Annotated in this window: 13 protein-coding genes and 1 pseudogene; 6 read left to right on the forward strand and 8 right to left on the reverse strand. The window is 71.9% G+C overall.

Annotation, left to right across the window (positions count from 1 at the left end):
- Positions 1 to 35: 35 nt before the first annotated feature.
- Positions 36 to 788 (forward strand): helix-turn-helix domain-containing protein, encoded by a 753-nt coding sequence (locus tag DMB66_RS62855; RefSeq protein ID WP_199752762.1) that lies wholly within the window; start codon positions 36 to 38, stop codon positions 786 to 788.
- On the forward strand, positions 781 to 2,589 hold the full coding sequence (locus tag DMB66_RS33250; protein WP_125808079.1) for an AMP-binding protein: 1,809 nt from the start codon (positions 781 to 783) through the stop codon (positions 2,587 to 2,589). Before DMB66_RS62855 ends, DMB66_RS33250 begins: the two co-directional genes overlap by 8 nt.
- A gap of 381 nt (positions 2,590 to 2,970) precedes the next feature.
- On the opposite strand, the gene DMB66_RS33255 is transcribed toward DMB66_RS33250, so the two are convergent.
- On the reverse strand, positions 2,971 to 3,690 hold the full coding sequence (locus DMB66_RS33255) for a pectate lyase (protein WP_125808080.1): 720 nt from the start codon (positions 3,688 to 3,690) through the stop codon (positions 2,971 to 2,973).
- Positions 3,691 to 3,984: 294 nt separating this feature from the next.
- Here DMB66_RS33255 and DMB66_RS64260 point away from each other — a divergent pair.
- Positions 3,985 to 4,083 (forward strand): annotated as a pseudogene (locus tag DMB66_RS64260) (IS6 family transposase); the annotation flags it as partial.
- Between the two features lie 509 nt (positions 4,084 to 4,592).
- On the opposite strand, the gene DMB66_RS64265 reads toward DMB66_RS64260, so the two are convergent.
- A complete protein-coding gene (locus DMB66_RS64265) occupies positions 4,593 to 5,720 on the reverse strand; it encodes a bile acid:sodium symporter family protein (protein WP_255441085.1) in 1,128 nt (375 codons plus the stop codon).
- Between DMB66_RS64265 and DMB66_RS64270 the strand changes: the two genes are divergently transcribed.
- The 3 genes from DMB66_RS64270 to DMB66_RS33280 are packed head-to-tail and all read left to right on the forward strand — an operon-like array spanning position 5,658 to position 7,851.
- Positions 5,658 to 6,230 carry a hypothetical protein gene (locus DMB66_RS64270; protein WP_125808082.1) on the forward strand — a complete coding sequence of 191 codons (573 nt, stop codon included), beginning with the start codon at positions 5,658 to 5,660 and terminating at the stop codon, positions 6,228 to 6,230. The two genes, DMB66_RS64265 and DMB66_RS64270, sit on opposite strands and share 63 nt — an antisense overlap.
- 60 nt (positions 6,231 to 6,290) lie before the next feature.
- Positions 6,291 to 6,698 (forward strand): hypothetical protein, encoded by a 408-nt coding sequence (locus DMB66_RS61570; RefSeq protein WP_158647460.1) that lies wholly within the window; start codon positions 6,291 to 6,293, stop codon positions 6,696 to 6,698.
- Positions 6,688 to 7,851, forward strand: a complete 1,164-nt coding sequence (locus tag DMB66_RS33280) for a hypothetical protein (protein ID WP_158647461.1) — start codon at positions 6,688 to 6,690, stop codon at positions 7,849 to 7,851. The genes DMB66_RS61570 and DMB66_RS33280 overlap by 11 nt, the downstream gene beginning before the upstream one ends.
- Positions 7,852 to 7,900: 49 nt before the next feature.
- On the opposite strand, the gene DMB66_RS66100 is transcribed toward DMB66_RS33280, so the two are convergent.
- From DMB66_RS66100 to DMB66_RS33310, 6 genes are all read right to left on the reverse strand, one after another.
- Positions 7,901 to 8,971, reverse strand: a complete 1,071-nt coding sequence (locus DMB66_RS66100) for a proprotein convertase P-domain-containing protein (RefSeq protein ID WP_125808085.1) — start codon at positions 8,969 to 8,971, stop codon at positions 7,901 to 7,903.
- Between the two features lie 38 nt (positions 8,972 to 9,009).
- The gene (locus DMB66_RS33290; RefSeq protein ID WP_125808086.1) at positions 9,010 to 10,587 is read right to left on the reverse strand and encodes a S8 family peptidase; all 1,578 of its coding nucleotides are present in this window, start codon (positions 10,585 to 10,587) and stop codon (positions 9,010 to 9,012) included.
- Positions 10,588 to 10,924: 337 nt separating this feature from the next.
- Positions 10,925 to 11,707 (reverse strand): hypothetical protein, encoded by a 783-nt coding sequence (locus DMB66_RS33295; protein WP_125808087.1) that lies wholly within the window; start codon positions 11,705 to 11,707, stop codon positions 10,925 to 10,927.
- Between the two features lie 15 nt (positions 11,708 to 11,722).
- Complete coding sequence (locus DMB66_RS33300) at positions 11,723 to 12,346, reverse strand: RNA polymerase sigma factor (RefSeq protein WP_125808088.1); 624 nt, start codon at positions 12,344 to 12,346, stop codon at positions 11,723 to 11,725.
- A 120-nt stretch (positions 12,347 to 12,466) separates the two neighbouring features.
- Complete coding sequence (locus tag DMB66_RS33305; protein ID WP_125808089.1) at positions 12,467 to 13,510, reverse strand: esterase family protein; 1,044 nt, start codon at positions 13,508 to 13,510, stop codon at positions 12,467 to 12,469.
- Positions 13,485 to 14,375 carry a hypothetical protein gene (locus DMB66_RS33310; protein ID WP_125808090.1) on the reverse strand — a complete coding sequence of 297 codons (891 nt, stop codon included), beginning with the start codon at positions 14,373 to 14,375 and terminating at the stop codon, positions 13,485 to 13,487. The genes DMB66_RS33305 and DMB66_RS33310 overlap by 26 nt, the downstream gene beginning before the upstream one ends.
- Between the last annotated feature and the right edge of the window lie 10 nt (positions 14,376 to 14,385).

The following is a 14,385-nucleotide window of genomic DNA, read 5'->3' on the forward strand; positions in this document are numbered from 1 at the left end:
TCCGGAATAGAGTTCCTTACTGATATCGTGGCGCCGTGACGGAGTTGGATGCGCAGCCGACCAGGGGAACCGACTCCCGCGGCACCCTCGGCACCGTCCGGAACGCCGCCCTGCTGCTGCATCTGCTCTCCGACGGACCCGCCCACCAGCAGCTCACCGAGCTGGCCGAAAGGTCCGGGCTGTCGTTGCCCACCGTGCACCGGTTACTTCGATCGCTGACCGTGGCCGGGCTGGTCGAGCAGGATGCCCGGTCCGCCCGGTACGGCCTCGGCCCGGAACTCGTCCGACTCTCCCAGCGCTACCTGGGCCGGCTTCCCGTCCTCGCGGCGCTGTCGCCGTACCTGCTGCCGGTGCGCGACGCCCTCGGCACCTCCGTGCGGATCGTCCTCTTCGTGCGGGGTTCGGTGACCTACATCGACGGCGCGGACGGCGCGGACGCCGGGCCCTACCGCGAGCCGCACCGGGTCGTGCCGGCGGTGCGCAGCGCGGCCGGGCGGCTGCTGGCCGCGCGCGCCGACGACACCGGTTGGGCTCTCGCTCTAGCTCTGGCGTCCGCCGACGAACGCGCGGACGCCGAAACCCGGCGGGCCGCCTGGCGCACCGCGTCGCACCTCACCCTCGCCGGCGCGGAGCAGGGTCACACCGAGGTCGCGGTGCCGGTCGTGGACGCCTACGACCATGCGGCCGCCGCCTTGACCGCCACTGTCGGCGACAACGACGTCGACCGGGCAGCGACCCACCTCGACCGCGCCGCCCAGGCAGCCGGCAGGACGCTCGGCCATGCGTGAACCGGACCTGCCCCGCTGGGCGCCGATCGCGGACCTGCTCACCTGGAGTGTCAGTCCCACCGCGATCTATCAATCCGGCGGCCGATACGGCCACTGGTTTCCCGACGGCACCATCAACCTCGCCGCCAACTGCGTCGACCGGCACCTGGCGGCCCGTGCCGACCAGCCGGCGATCCACTGGGAGGGCGAGCCCGGCGACCGGCGGACGCTGACCTACCGGGAGCTCTCGGACGAGGTCACCGCCTACGCCGCGGCTCTGCTCGGGCTCGGCGTCGACGTGGGCGACCGCGTCGCCATTCATCTGGGCTGGCTGCCCGAGGCCGTCGTGGCGATGCTCGCCTGCGCGCGGATCGGAGCCCCGTTCGCCGTCATCCCCGTGCCGCTGCCGGTCGAAGCCCTCGCCGAACGCCTTGCCGACCTGGGTCCCCGGGTCCTGGTCACCCAGGACGGCGCGTGGCGCCACGGCACGATCATCCCCACCAAGGCACGGGTCGACGATGCCCTGACCGCTGTTGTCGGGGTCGAGCACACGATTGTGGTCCGCCGCACCGGTCTGGACGTGGCCTGGTACGAAGGTGACCGCTGGCTGCATGACCTGCTCGCCCCGGCCCGCGTCCCAGCGGCAGCCGCGCCCGCCCTGGCGCTGCCCGCCGAGCACCCCCTTCTCCTGACCTGGCTGGCGAATCGGCGGGGACGGCCGGTCACCGCCGCACATGGCACCGCCACCCTGCTCGCCGCAGCCGTCGCCGTCCACCGCTACGGGCTGTCCGGCGGCGGTGTGTTCTGGTGCGCCGGCGACCTCGCCTGGATCGGCGCACAGACCCACGGGATCATCGGCCCGCTCGCCTGGGGCGACACCACCGTGATGTTCGAAGGAACACTCGACGTGCCCACCCACCACCGGCTCTGGGACGTCATCGAACGCTACGACGTCGCCACCCTGCTCACCACGCCGTCCGTGCTCGCCCGGGTCCGCGAATGGCCCGACGCGGCACCACCCGAGCCAGCCCGACGCACGCTGAACCGCGTCGTGACGATCGCCGAACCCCTCCCGCCCGCGCTGCGCACTTGGATCGCCGACGAGGTCACCGGCGACCCCGACACCGTCGGCGACGGCTGGGGCCAGCTCGAACTCGGCGGCATTGTGACCATCGACCGGCCAACAGACCCCGCTCGTCTGCCCGACGCCGGCCTGGCTGTCGTCGACCAGACCGGACAGCCGTCGCCGGACGGCACCCCCGGGGAGCTGATCCTGCACCGCCCATGGGCCGGCACCATGCGCACCTTCCTCGGCGACGGCGCCGCCGCCACCTTCGACCACTGGGGCCGCCGCGACGGCGTCTACTCGACCGGCGACCGGGCGATCCGCCACGCCGACGACGCCGGGCGCCATCGGCGGCTGGAGTTCCTCGGCCGCATCGACCCCGTCGTCAGCGTCTCCGGCCAGCTCGTCTCGCTGACCGAGGTCCGCGACGTACTCCTCGACCATCCCTTCCTGGCCGCCGCCGAGGTCGTCACCCGCACCGACCCTGGACACGGGCGCCGACTCGTCGCCTACGTCGTGCCCAACGCCAACGTGGCCGCCGACGCCGCACTCGCGCAGGAACTGGTCAACACCGTTCGCGAAGCCCTCGGCGGCCTGGCCCGCCCGTCGGCGGTCATCTACCTCGACCGCCTCGACGACGACCTGAGCCCCGACGCACGCCGCCGCGCGCTGGAACTGCTCGCCAACTCGTCGTCCGGCACCCACCACCCCGCACACCTCACCTGGACGCAGGTCCGGGCCGCCGCCCAGACATGACCGCCCGCTCTGGTCGGAACCGGCGCGATCAGCACCCCGTGCCGAGCTGCGCATCGCGTCGCGCAGCTCGCTCTTGACCGTCTCGGGCCGCAGGCCCAGCCGACTGCCTGCCTCGGCTTTCCGCAGCCCTGTGCCTGCCGAATATTGCGTCCGCTGGTCGGAGACGTTCTCGGGCGTAAGCCATCCGGCAGACTCCAGGTGGGTAGGTAGCGGGACGGCAACCGGCGAAGGCGTAGCACCCGCTGACCCAGGCGACGCTCCATCAGCGGCTGCGTGACGGAGTGGACCATCTGCCGCCACCAGTGGCCGCCGTCGGTGCTCAGGGCGGCGAGGCGCGATGAGCCGACCCTCGGGATCGCTCCGAAAGGCCGGCTTCAATCGCTAGGAGACGATGCAGTTCGTGCTGTTCGGGCCCTCGCCGACCTTCACCGGTTCGTCGCCGCTGTTGTTGCCGTTGAAGAGGTCGCAGATGCCGATGCCACCCACGTTGAGGCCGGACAACCGCGCCCTGTCGCCGTAGTTGATGTTGATGCCGACGAGCACGTCGCCGTCGGAGGCGGTGATGTTCTGCATCGTCACCGATCGGGCGGCCTGCGTGGAGCAGTTACCGCAGGAGCGGTAGAGCTTGCCGAAGTCGTTGACCGTGAAGTTGCGGATGGTCACCGACCCACCGGCGCCGCGGTTGTCCTGGAATACCTTGTCGGACGCCTTGGCGGCGCTGCCGCCGTCGATGACGACGGTCGCGTTGGTGCCGCGGAAGGTGGCGGCGTCCTCCCCGACGTCCTGCCAGGTGACGTTGCGTAGTGTGCAACTGCCGGCGCAGTGGACGCCATCGGCGGCTGGGGCGCCCAGGATGACGTTGCTCAGGGTCGCGCCGTTGGCCAGTCTGAACAGCGGATCCTGGCCTTCGTTCTGGCCGCCGTCACCGAGGTCACCGGAGCCGATGTAGCGGTTCCCGCCGCCGTCGAACGTGCCGGACACCGCGATTGTCGCGGTGACCTTCACATCCGCAGCGGCGGACGCCACGCTCGCCAAGGAGACCGAACCGAATGTCGCCGCGGCCAGCACGGCCGCCCCAACGAGCAAACGTGGTCTTTTCATAATCTGAACCTTTCTCCAGTACCCACCCTCTTCTGGTCAAGGTGGGGCGCACTGGGACCATATGCCTCGTATACGGTTCGGAAAACACTTTGACGTCGGTGAATGCCTTAAGTGATATTTAATCGGTGCTTTTTTTAACTCTCAATCTCTGCGACATTCGATTGAGGCGCGGTGATCGACAGCCGGATCCCGGGACCGCCCCTCGGGGTGTGTTTGCCTTGGCGGATCGGAGGATCGAGGCGGTCCTGGCCAGATGGAGCATGCTGCGCAGTCTCGCCTGTGGCCGCCGCTTCGACGATCTTCCGTTGGGTGCAGCGATTCACCCCGCTGCTCGTCGAACCGCCCCGCTTCATCCGACACACGCCGGGCGACCGGCGGTTCATCGACGAGACATAGGTGAGGGGTCAACGTCATGTGACGTTACGTCTACCGATTACTCGGCGCCGATCCCGGCCATGGTGGCGACTTCTCACGGTGCGGACCGGCGACGCGGCGGCTGCCGTACGCGGGCGGCCTGTCCCGCTAGTCAGGGGTGATCCGCGTCCGCAGGATGATCAAAACTCCCGCATGTCGGCGCGGACGTGCTGTTGTCAGCCATGCCGAGCCTGGTGTGGCGGGCATTCGCACTGCTGGTTGTCCTCGCCGTCGACCGGCAAGCGGTTCGCGCGCACCCCGTCGCCGAAGGCGGCAGACCGCGAGGACGCGCTGGACCCGCACCCCGGGCGTGCACCAGGCCGGCGGAACGTTCTGCCGGCAGCCGGAGCGAGCGGTCGAGCCGTTTCCGATCGAGTGGCCCGCCCGGCTTTGCCGCTGGCGGCGGCCTTGATCGCGACATCGTCGTCGTCGGGCGAGGACCTTTCATTGCCTGCCGCGACACGCACTGGCTGGGCCGTCACAACGGTTTACGCGGGCTGGGGCTCGCCGCGCCGGGCCGCCGCGCGCGTGATGAGCAGTCCGAACGCCGTGGCGGTGAGGAACATGAGCAGGCCGTACACGGCCGCGGGCACCGCCATCTCGGCGTTGTCCAGCAGTTGCGGGCTGAGCGCCACCGTGATCGCCAGCGTGCTGTTGTGGATGCCGATCTCCATCGAACACGCGATCGCTTGGGTGCGCTCGACGCGCAGCAGCCGTGGCGCCGCGTAGCCCAGGCCGAGGCTGAGCACGCTGAAGAGCAGGGCGACGACGCCGACGGCGGCGAGGTAGTCGGCGAGGTGTGAGCGCTCGGCCAGCACGGCGCCGACGATGACGGCGGCCAGCACCACCGCGGAGAAAATCTTCACCGGGCGTTCCGCCGCGGCGGCCGCCCGGGGCAGCCGGTTGCGCAGCCACATGCCGACCGCGACCGGCACGAGCACGATGGCGAAGACCTGCGCCACCTTGTCGAACTGCAGGCCGATGACGCGTGGGTCGCCGGTGAAGTAGGCGACCGAGAAGTTCACCACCAGGGGCAGGGTCACCACCGCGACCACGGAATTCACCGCCGTCAGGGTGACATTCAGCGCGACGTCACCGCGGAACAGGTAGCTGAACAGGCTGGCCGTCGTCCCACCCGGCGACGCGGCCAGTAGCATCATGCCGACCGCCAGGCCGGGTCGCAGCCCGAACGCCAGCACGAGGCCGAAGCAGACGCCCGGCAGCACGATCACCTGGCACACCAGGGCGACCAGCACCGCACGCGGATAGCGCAGGACCCGCGAGAAGTCCGCGACCGTGAGGCTCAGCCCGAGGCCGAGCATGACGATTCCCAGCGCGAGCGGCAGCAGTACCAGCGTCAGGAACGTACTTTCGGCCATGCCCTCAGGCTGGTGGATCACGCTCGCCGTGATCGGTACCGTGCTGACAAAACCTGGCCGGGAATTGTCACGACGGTAACAACCGCGAGGCGGACCGACAGGTTTGCCAGGATTTCGGACCAGCCGGGCGGACGGTCTCGACTGCGTGCCCCGGCCGCCAGCATCGTCGCGGGCATGACGAACCCGACCCCCGTTACCGCCTCGGCGGAGACCTCTCGTTGGCAGCACGTCCTGCACCGGTGGCCCAGCGCTCTCGGGCTGGCGGCCGCCGCCGGGCAACTGGCGACCGGCGGCAATCGCGACTCGGTGGCGATCGTGGTCGGGGTGGCCACGCTGTGTTATCTCGGTGCCGCCGCGTTGCGCAGGCGGTGGGTCGCCTGGGCCGGGGTCGCCGGCGGCAGCCTGGTGGTGGCGGCCAGCGAGCTGGCCGGCCTGGCCTGGTGGGTCGGCCTCGGCGGCGTCGCCCTCGTGCTGATCGTCGCCGGGCTGCTCGGCCGGGCGCCCCGGCCGGCACTCACCGCGCAGACCGCAGCCCTGCTCGGGTACGGCGGCCTGGCGGTTGCCGCGCTGTACTTCGCTCCCCGCGCCGGCCTGGTGCTGGCCGGCGTCGTCCTGGCCGGCCATGCCGGGTGGGATCTGATCCATTACCGGCGCGATCAGGTGGTGCCCCGGTCGCTGGCGGAATTCTGCATGCTGCTGGACCTGCCGCTGGGCGTCGGAGCCATCGTCATCGCGGTCATCGATTGACCTCGACGCAGCGGAGCGCCGGAACCTGACAACCGGTATGCGGCACGTTACGGTGGGCTCGTGCCGCTGTGGGAATGCGCACTGTGGGGGCTGTTCGGCGGGGCTGCCGTCGAGGGTCTTGAGTGGGCTGCCGTCATGCGGCGCACCGGTGGCTGGCCGTGGGGCAGGCGCCGCCGGGCTCGTTCGCCGATCCTGGCCTCGGTGGTGATCCGGCTCGGCGTCGGTGCCGGCCTGGCCGCGGCGCTCGGCGCCAGCGGTCCGATGAGCGCGCTCAGCGCGCTGGGTGCCGGGGTCGCCGCACCGTTGATCATCGAGAAGCTCGCCCAGCAGGTGCCGGTCGCTCTTCCGCAACCGGAGGCCAGGACCGACACGGCGGCAGCGCCGGCCGAGCTGCCCGCACCGCGTACGGCGACGCCCGCCCGGCAGGAATCCGGCACCCGGGACCCCGAGGTCACCGATGCGACCTGACAGCTTCACCGCCCAGCTCGTCGAGGCGCTGGCCCGCGACCGGGAACCCTTCGTCCCGCCGCGTCGGTGGCCGGCACACGGATTCCCGCAGCGGCTCGTGGCCGCTCTGGGCCGCAGCCGCCCAGCCGAAAGCCGGACCGAGAGCCGGACCGAAAGCCGGACCGAAAGCCGGACCGAGGCCGGTTCTTCCCTGTCGGTGACGGACCTGTCGATCCGGGACCTGTCGATGGGGGACCTGTCGGCGAGGGAATCGCTCGTGGCCGCTGTCGAAGGCTTGCCACCCGCCCGGCGGCTGGCCCTGCGCGGACCGGGCTACGCCTTCGTCGATGTTCTCGGCGCCGGCCGTGTCCTCGCCCGATCCCGGGCCCGGGCCCGCGAGCTCGACCGTGCGCTCGACCGCGCCCGCACCCGCGCGGAATATCTCGGCCACGGCAACCTCTCCCCGGACAGCGCCGCCGTCCACCTGAACAGCCTCGGCGCCGCGCTCACCGCCGCCCAGGACCTCGCTCGCGGCCTCGTTCTCGACGACGACCGCGCCATCGCCCGCGCCCGCGACATCGCCCGCGTGCGGGACCTGGCCGGTTCCCGTACCGCTGACCTGGAGCGCGCCCACGACCTCGCCCAGGCCCTCCATCTCGCGGTCTCCCTGGACGGCGGCCTCAGAATGGCGCTCCAGCCTCCCCTCGGCACCACTGACCGCCCCCTCGTCCGTGAGCTCGCCCGCACGCTCGGCGAGGCCTTCGACCGAGCCCTCGATGTCGCCCGCGACCTCGGCCGCCGCCTCGGCGAGGATCTCGACCGTGCCCGCGCCCGCGCCCTGGACAGTGCGCTCGACCTCGCTCGAACGCTCGGCCTCGACCTGCCCGGCACCGCGGCGGCCGACCTCGTCCGGGCCTTCCTCATGGCGGATGTGCAGGCAGCGGGCGCTGTCGAACGGATGCGCGCCGCCCTGGACGACTTCACGGAGGCGGACCTGCAGCACGCCGATCTGACCGAGGTGCCGCTGACCGGCGTGCGCTGGTCGCTGGGGACGCGGTGGCCGCCGTCGTGGCTGGAGTGGGTCGAGCACAATTCGGTCGATCTCGGCGGCGGGCTGTACCGGATCCAGCCCGGCGCGGGCGCCACCGACGATCTCGCCTTGCTGCCCCGGTGACGGGCGGGCGCCGGGTCGCCGGAAACCCGGCGGCCCGGCGCCCGCACTGTCACACGGTGAGCGTCCAGGTGTTGAGGTAGCCGGTGTCCTCCTCGTAGACGTCCTGCGCGCGCAGGGACCAGGCGCCCGCGGCCGCCTCGCTGGAGAGGTTCACCGTGTACGTCGCCTGCACGTTCGCGGCGCTGTCGGTTGAACTGGAACTCTTGAGTTGGTACGTCGAGCCGTCCGGCGCGACGAGGGTGATCACCAGGTCACCACGGTAGGTGTGGACGACGTCCACGTACACCGTCGCGGTCGCCGAGGCCGAGCGTGCGCAGCTCCCGATGGTGATCGTGCTGGTCACCGCGGTGCCGGCGTCCGGGATCTCGACGTCGGTGCCGTTGGTGCCGGTGCACGCGGCCGGTGTGGCCGTCGCCGTCGCGGTGGCGGTGGCGGTGGGCGTGGTGCCCAGCACCGTGTCGACCGTGACGGTCACGTTGGTGCACGAGGCCGCGTACGAGGTGAGCGCGGATTTCTCCGTGCTGTCGACGGTGAGGCCCCAGCGGGTCTTCACCGCCGTCCACTCCTCGATGTAGCGGCAGTAGACGCTGGTGAGCGGCGGCATCCACTCGGCGGGATCCTGGTCGCTCTTGGTCTGGTTCTCGTTGTCCGTCACCGCGGCCAGCGACCGGGCGTCGCCCAGGTCGTTGGCGAAGGACTCGCGCTGGGCCGAGGTCCAGTTGCGGGCCCCGGAGTCCCACGCCTCGGCGAGCGGGACGAAGTGGTCGATGTCGAGGTCGGCCGGGAGGGTCCAGTACAGACCGTCGTAGTAGGAGTACCACCGGCCGCCGGTGAGGCTGCAGGAGGAACCCACCGTCGGGGCGGTGACCGCCTCGGCGATCAGCACCTCGTAGCGGGTGTTGCAGCTGTCACCGTCGGCGTCGATCCAGTGGTTGAACAGGTCGCGGTCGTATCCCGTGCGCACCTCGGTGGCCACCGGGAGGTTGGCGACCATGGTGCGCAGCGGCAGTGACACCGTCGCCGCGTTCGCCGGCGAGGACACGACCACGAGGGACAGGGCTGCCGCGATGGCGGCTGCCACGACGGCGAAGAGGGTTAGTCGTCGGTGGGACACGGACATGGGTGCTCCCCTTACCGGAGGGCGTCTGGCGGGATCGCCTAGACGGTCAGCGTCCAGGTGTTGATGGTTCCGGTGTCGGCCGAGTAGACGTCCTGCACCCGCAGCTGCCAGGTGCCGTCGGCGGCCTCGCCGGAGAGGTTGACCGAGTAGGTGGCGATCACGTTGTCGGCGCTGTCGCTGCTGCTACTGCTCTTCAGCGCGTAGGTGGAACCGTCCGGCGCGACGAGCGTGACGACCAGGTCGCCGCGGTAGGTGTGCACGATGTTGACGTCCACGGTGGAGGTCGACGAGGCCGCCCGGCCGCAGCCGGAGATGGTGATCGCGCTGGTCACGGCCGCGCCCGCGTCCGGGATGGCGACGTCGGTGCCGTTGGTGCCGGTGCAGCCGGCGGGCTCCTCGTCGTCACCGCCGTCGTCGGAGTTGACGACCTGCAGCAGCAGGTTGGGCGAGCCGGTGCCGGGGCTGGTCACCGCGCCGCTGACGGCGTTGCTGGTCAGGTACGACGCCACCTGCGCCGGCGTGTACGACGGGTTGGCCTGCAGCACCAGCGCGGCGACGCCGACGACGTGCGGGGTGGCCATCGAGGTGCCGCTGATCGTGTTGGTCGCCGTGGTGCTGGTGTACCAGGCCGAGGTGATCGACGAGCCCGGCGCGAAGATGTCCAGGCAGCTGCCGTAGTTGGAGTACGAGGCGCGGGCGTCGGCGCTGGTGGTGGCGCCCACGGTGATCGCCGCGGCGACCCGCGCCGGCGAGTAGTTGCAGGCGGCGGCGCTGTCGTTGCCGCCAGCGATGCCGTAGGTGATGCCGGCGGCGATCGAGTTGCTGACCGCCGTGTCCAGGGTGGTGCTGGTGCCACCGCCGAGGCTCATGTTCGCCACGGCGGGCTTGATCGCGTTGCTGGTCACCCAGTTGATGCCGGAGATGACCCCGGCGGTCGTGCCGCTGCCCTCGCAGTCGAGCACCCGCACGCCGACGAGCTGCACCGCCTTGGCCACGCCGTACGTGGAACCGCCGACCGTGCCGGCGACGTGGGTGCCGTGGCCGTTGCAGTCGGTGGCGTTGCTGTCGCTGTCGACGAAGTCGTAGCCGCTGACGGCCCGGCCGCCGAACTGGCTGTGGGTGGTCAGGATGCCGGTGTCGATGATGTAGGCGTGCACGCTCGACGCCGTGTTCGGGTAGGTGTACGTGGTGCTCAGCGGCAGGCTGGCCTGGTCGATCCGGTCCAGGCCCCAGGTGGCGCCGGTCTGGGTGTCGGCGAGCGAGATGACCTGGTTCTGCTCCACGTACGCCACGGCCGGGTCGGCCGCGAGGCGCTGGGCGGCCCGCTCGGACATGGTCGTGGCGAAGCCGCGCACCACCTTCGAGTAGACCTCGTTCACCGCGCCGTCGTACTTGTCCGCCAGCCCGGCGGCCCTGTCCCGGACCGTGGCGGCCGTACCGTCCTTCAGGACGACGATGTAGCTGCCGGGTACGGCGGTCGCCGAGCCGGCCTGCCTGATGTCGCCGGTGGCCGGCGCGGCCACCGCGGGTGTGCCGAAGCCGACGATCGCGCTCAGCGCGAGCGCGACGGCGCCGGAGCCCGCCAGCCCACGTGATCCGATTCGGTGGAATTCCACTGTGTCTCCTCTGCCGGTGCCGGAATGCGCCGTCCCCGAACGGCTGATTCGGGGCACATTACTGGCCGGTAGATCGTCGGCGATAGATACCAGAGACACAATCTGAAAAAGGTTATGCCCGCACCGACAGGACCCATTCCACCCGCTATGACCTGTCACTTCATGAAAAGCGGCAGCCCGGGCACGACAAAAGCGCGCACCGCCGGGAGACCCGGCGGAACGCGTAACAGAAACGTATTACCGGGGCGGTACAAGGCCACGGCAAATATGCAGAATTGACCATGGATGGCACCCCGGGAATGGGCTGTGCGGACCCGTCCCCGGGGTGCCTGACCGACTACCCCTGCTGGGTGGGGCCAGCGGGACCGGACGAGCCGCGGGGGAACGAACTCGGCCTGTCGCTGGGGTTGCCGGACTGCTCGCCGGGGCGAGTGCTGGGCTGACCGCTCGGGCGGTCACCGTCGGGGAACGCGCTGCCGCTCGGGCGGGCGCTCGGGCTCCCGGACGGCTTGAGCCGGGCGCAGAACTTCTCCACCCGGTCGTGGTCCTTCTTGCCGGCCTGGCGGACCAGCTCACCGAAGCGCCGCTCCTCCAGCGCCTTGGTGCGGTGTGCCCGGTCGCCCCGGCCGCCGAAGTCGCGGCACAGCGCGGCGATGTCGAGCCGGGTGGCGGCCGAGCCGCTGGGCCGCGGCAGCGCGGAGCCGGACGGGATCGGGCGCGGCTGGGCGGACCCGGACTGCGCCGGGTGCGGCTGCGCGGACTTGCTGCTGTGCACGCCGGGCAGGTGCGAGCTGATCGGCTCGGGCAGCACACCGGCGTTGGCGGCCAGTGCGACACCCCCGACACTCGCGCAGGCGACGCCGGCGATGGCGGCGACCTTGATGGTCAGGATCTTGGCAATGGCGAGCTGAATCATGGAGGGTCTCCGGGCTGGGGATGGTGGCGAGTGACGAGCCGCGGTGAAGGCCGCCATCGCCGCCGACTCGCCGGCCAGCTCGGCCGGGTGGGCCGAGGCACTCGCCGCCGCCAGAAGCTCGGCGAGGCGGGGGTGGCCGGCGTTCAGCGTGGCCCGGTCACCCTGCAGAAACTGCTCCGCAGGTGGTCCGGTCCATGCGATCACGCCTCTCGTTGCTGCTCATCTCACCTCCTTAAGCGCCGGGGTCGTCGAAGTTGTCACACCTGTCCAAACGTTGGTGGGCAAGGGCGGACCGGAGCCGGCCGTTTCCAGCCGCCGGGCGAGCTGGCGCAGGCCCCGGTAGGCGGCGGTACGGACCGCCCCGGCGCGTTTGCCGAGAATCTTGCCGGCGGCCTGGGCGTCCAGGCCGAGGACGACCCGGAGCATCACCGCCTCGGCCTGATCCCGGGGCAGGGACGCGATCAGCGCCACGGCGGCATCCGTGGCGACGAGTTCGAGCGCCCGGTCCGCGGTCTCCTCCGGCGCGATCAGGTCGAGAAAGTGCTCGACCGACGCGCTGATCTGGGGCCGCCGCCGGGTGGCGCGCAGACTGTCCATCGCACGGTGCCTGGCCACTGTCGCCGTCCAGCCGCGAAAGCCGGCCCAGTCGCCGGCGAACGTGCCGAGATCACGGCTGATCTGCAGCCAGGCCTCGGAGGCGATGTCCTCGGCGTCCTCGCCGACCAGGACCCGCAGGTACCGGAGCAGCGCCGGCTGCTGGGTGCGATACAACAGCCGGAATGCGTCCTCGTCGCCGGACTGCGCTGCCCGCACCACGGCGTCGAGGTCCTCCGGTGCCACCATCCAACAACCTCCGCGCGGTAGGTCCTCAGGGGCAGGGTTCGACGCCCCCGTTCCTACAGCGCCGTAAGGCCGGAAAGTGTCACAGTGCCACCGCGGTCTCCGCAAGACCCACGGCGACAGCTACGTCGTCGCGCGGTCCAGCCAGGCGGAAAGCCAGTCGAAGGCCGGCGCCTCCATCGCCTGCCAGGTCTGGTCGTTGTGGCCCCCGCCGCTGACATAGGCCGTGGTCACCGACAGCGGCGGGCGGGCCAGCCGGGCCAGGGTGCGGGTGCCACGAAACGAGCCGCGGTCGGTACGGGAGCAGGCGAGGTAGAGCGCCGCGGCGGGGATCGGCAGATGCGCCAGGCGCCACGCGTCGTTGTTGGTGGTGTGTTCGCTGCCGTCGCCCACGGCGATTCCCGGGTCGGCGTAGCCGGAGAGGCTGGCCGCCGCGGCGTACCGGGTGGGATGGCGCAGCAACAGGTTGGTGGCGCAGAAGCCGCCGGCCGAGTAGCCGATCAGCCCCCAGCCGCCCCGGTCCGTGCGGATCCGGAAGTGGGCCGCGGCCGCGGCGGGCACGTCGACGGTGAGGAAGGTCTCGGCCCGCACCCCGCCGGCGAGGTCGGTGCACTCGGTGTCCAGCAAGGGGTTCGGCGTCTGGTACGGGAACAGCACGACCGTCGGCGCCATCCGTCCGGCGTCGATCTCGCTGTCCAGGTGCCGGGCGACGGCGAGCCGGCGCAGCCAGGAGACCGGCGAGCCGGGGTAGCCGTGCAGCGCCTCGACGACCGGGAACCGGGCCGCCGGTGCTCCGGCGTAGGCCGCCGGCAGGTAGACGTACATCGGCAGGACGAGCCCGCTGGCCCTGCCGTGCACGGTCAGCGCGACGACGCGGCCCTGACCCGCCCCGCCCGCGTCGTCGTCGGGGGCGTAGGTGTCCGGCGTCCCGCCGGTGCTGCCGCCGGCGCCGACCAGGGCCGACCAGCTGGTGTAGGTCTCGACCTGCCGGTTGACCCAGATCCCGGCGGCGGCCGCGGCGGTCACGAGGCACAGCGCGAACGCCGCCGCGCGGACCGGGATCCGCCGGCGGTCGGGCGCCGCGTCCCAGGTGAGCGCGAGCAGCACGGCGGCGACGATCGCCGCGGCGACCGCCAGCAGCTCAACGGCGCGGCTGTCCGGTGCCATGCCCACCTCCGGTCGGTGCGGCGCCGGGCCGGGGTCCGGCTGATTTCTGGTACGGGGCCAGCGCCGCCGGAGCCGCCAGCGGCGCCGGGATCCGCTGGCCGGCCCAGCGCAGTGCCGCCGTCGTCGCGGCGCCCCGGGCCGCGCGGACGACGGTCGTGTCCGTACCCGTGGGCATTGCCGGCCCCGCCGGACGACGGTCCGTGGCCAGCAGGGCCACCGCCCGGTAACGGGCGGGATCGGCGAGCAGGACCGCCCGGTCGAGGGCGGCCTGTCCGGCCGGAGTCACGAGGGCCCAGCTGTGTGCGGTCACCCGCAGGTCGGCGGCGAGTGCCCGGGGCAGCCGCGTCGCCAGGATGCCGGCGTCCCGCGCCCCGGCGGTCCGCAGACACACCAGGACCGCGTCCGGCGCGGCCGGCTGCCCGGCCCCGGCCTGGTCCTCGACCACGATGGCCGGATAGCGCCAGCCGGGATGCCGCAGGTATCCGGCCGGCACCACGACGACCGGCGGTGCGGCCAGGTGCCACTGCTGCCAGCCGTCCGGCTGCCAGGTGATGGTGACAGCCGCCCCGTCGTCCGCTCCCGCACGCTGTCCCAGCAGCGGGTCGAGGCGGCCCGGGACGGTCTGCCCGGCCGTGGTCCCCTCGTGGTGCGGGGCGAGCGCCGCCCACGAGGGATAGAAACCCTCCGAGGCGTTCACGGCGAGCCCCACGACGAGCAGCGCCAGCGCCTCGGTCAGCAGCACGCCGGCCGGGCGGATCAGGAACCGCTCCCGGCCGGTGCGCCGCCAGCCGTAGCCGGTGGCCACGACGGCGACGAGCAACGCGCAGACCGCCGCGGCGAGCAGCGGGACACCGGTCAATGACATGAGCCCACCC

Source organism: Actinoplanes sp. ATCC 53533 (assembly GCF_003947245.1).

Excerpts from the sequence above, each read along its gene's own strand:
- DMB66_RS33255 (WP_125808080.1), bottom strand. The coding sequence starts at position 3,690 with ATGAAAAGACCACGTTTGCTCGTTGGGGCGGCCGTGCTGGCCGCGGCG.
- DMB66_RS66100 (WP_125808085.1), bottom strand. The coding sequence starts at position 8,971 with ATGTCCGTGTCCCACCGACGACTAACCCTCTTCGCCGTCGTGGCAGCC.
- DMB66_RS33310 (WP_125808090.1), bottom strand. The coding sequence starts at position 14,375 with ATGTCATTGACCGGTGTCCCGCTGCTCGCCGCGGCGGTCTGCGCGTTG.
- DMB66_RS33305 (WP_125808089.1), bottom strand. The coding sequence starts at position 13,510 with ATGGCACCGGACAGCCGCGCCGTTGAGCTGCTGGCGGTCGCCGCGGCG.
- DMB66_RS64270 (WP_125808082.1), top strand. The coding sequence starts at position 5,658 with ATGACGAACCCGACCCCCGTTACCGCCTCGGCGGAGACCTCTCGTTGG.
- DMB66_RS33280 (WP_158647461.1), top strand. The coding sequence starts at position 6,688 with ATGCGACCTGACAGCTTCACCGCCCAGCTCGTCGAGGCGCTGGCCCGC.
- DMB66_RS33300 (WP_125808088.1), bottom strand. The coding sequence starts at position 12,346 with ATGGTGGCACCGGAGGACCTCGACGCCGTGGTGCGGGCAGCGCAGTCC.
- DMB66_RS33250 (WP_125808079.1), top strand. The coding sequence starts at position 781 with ATGCGTGAACCGGACCTGCCCCGCTGGGCGCCGATCGCGGACCTGCTC.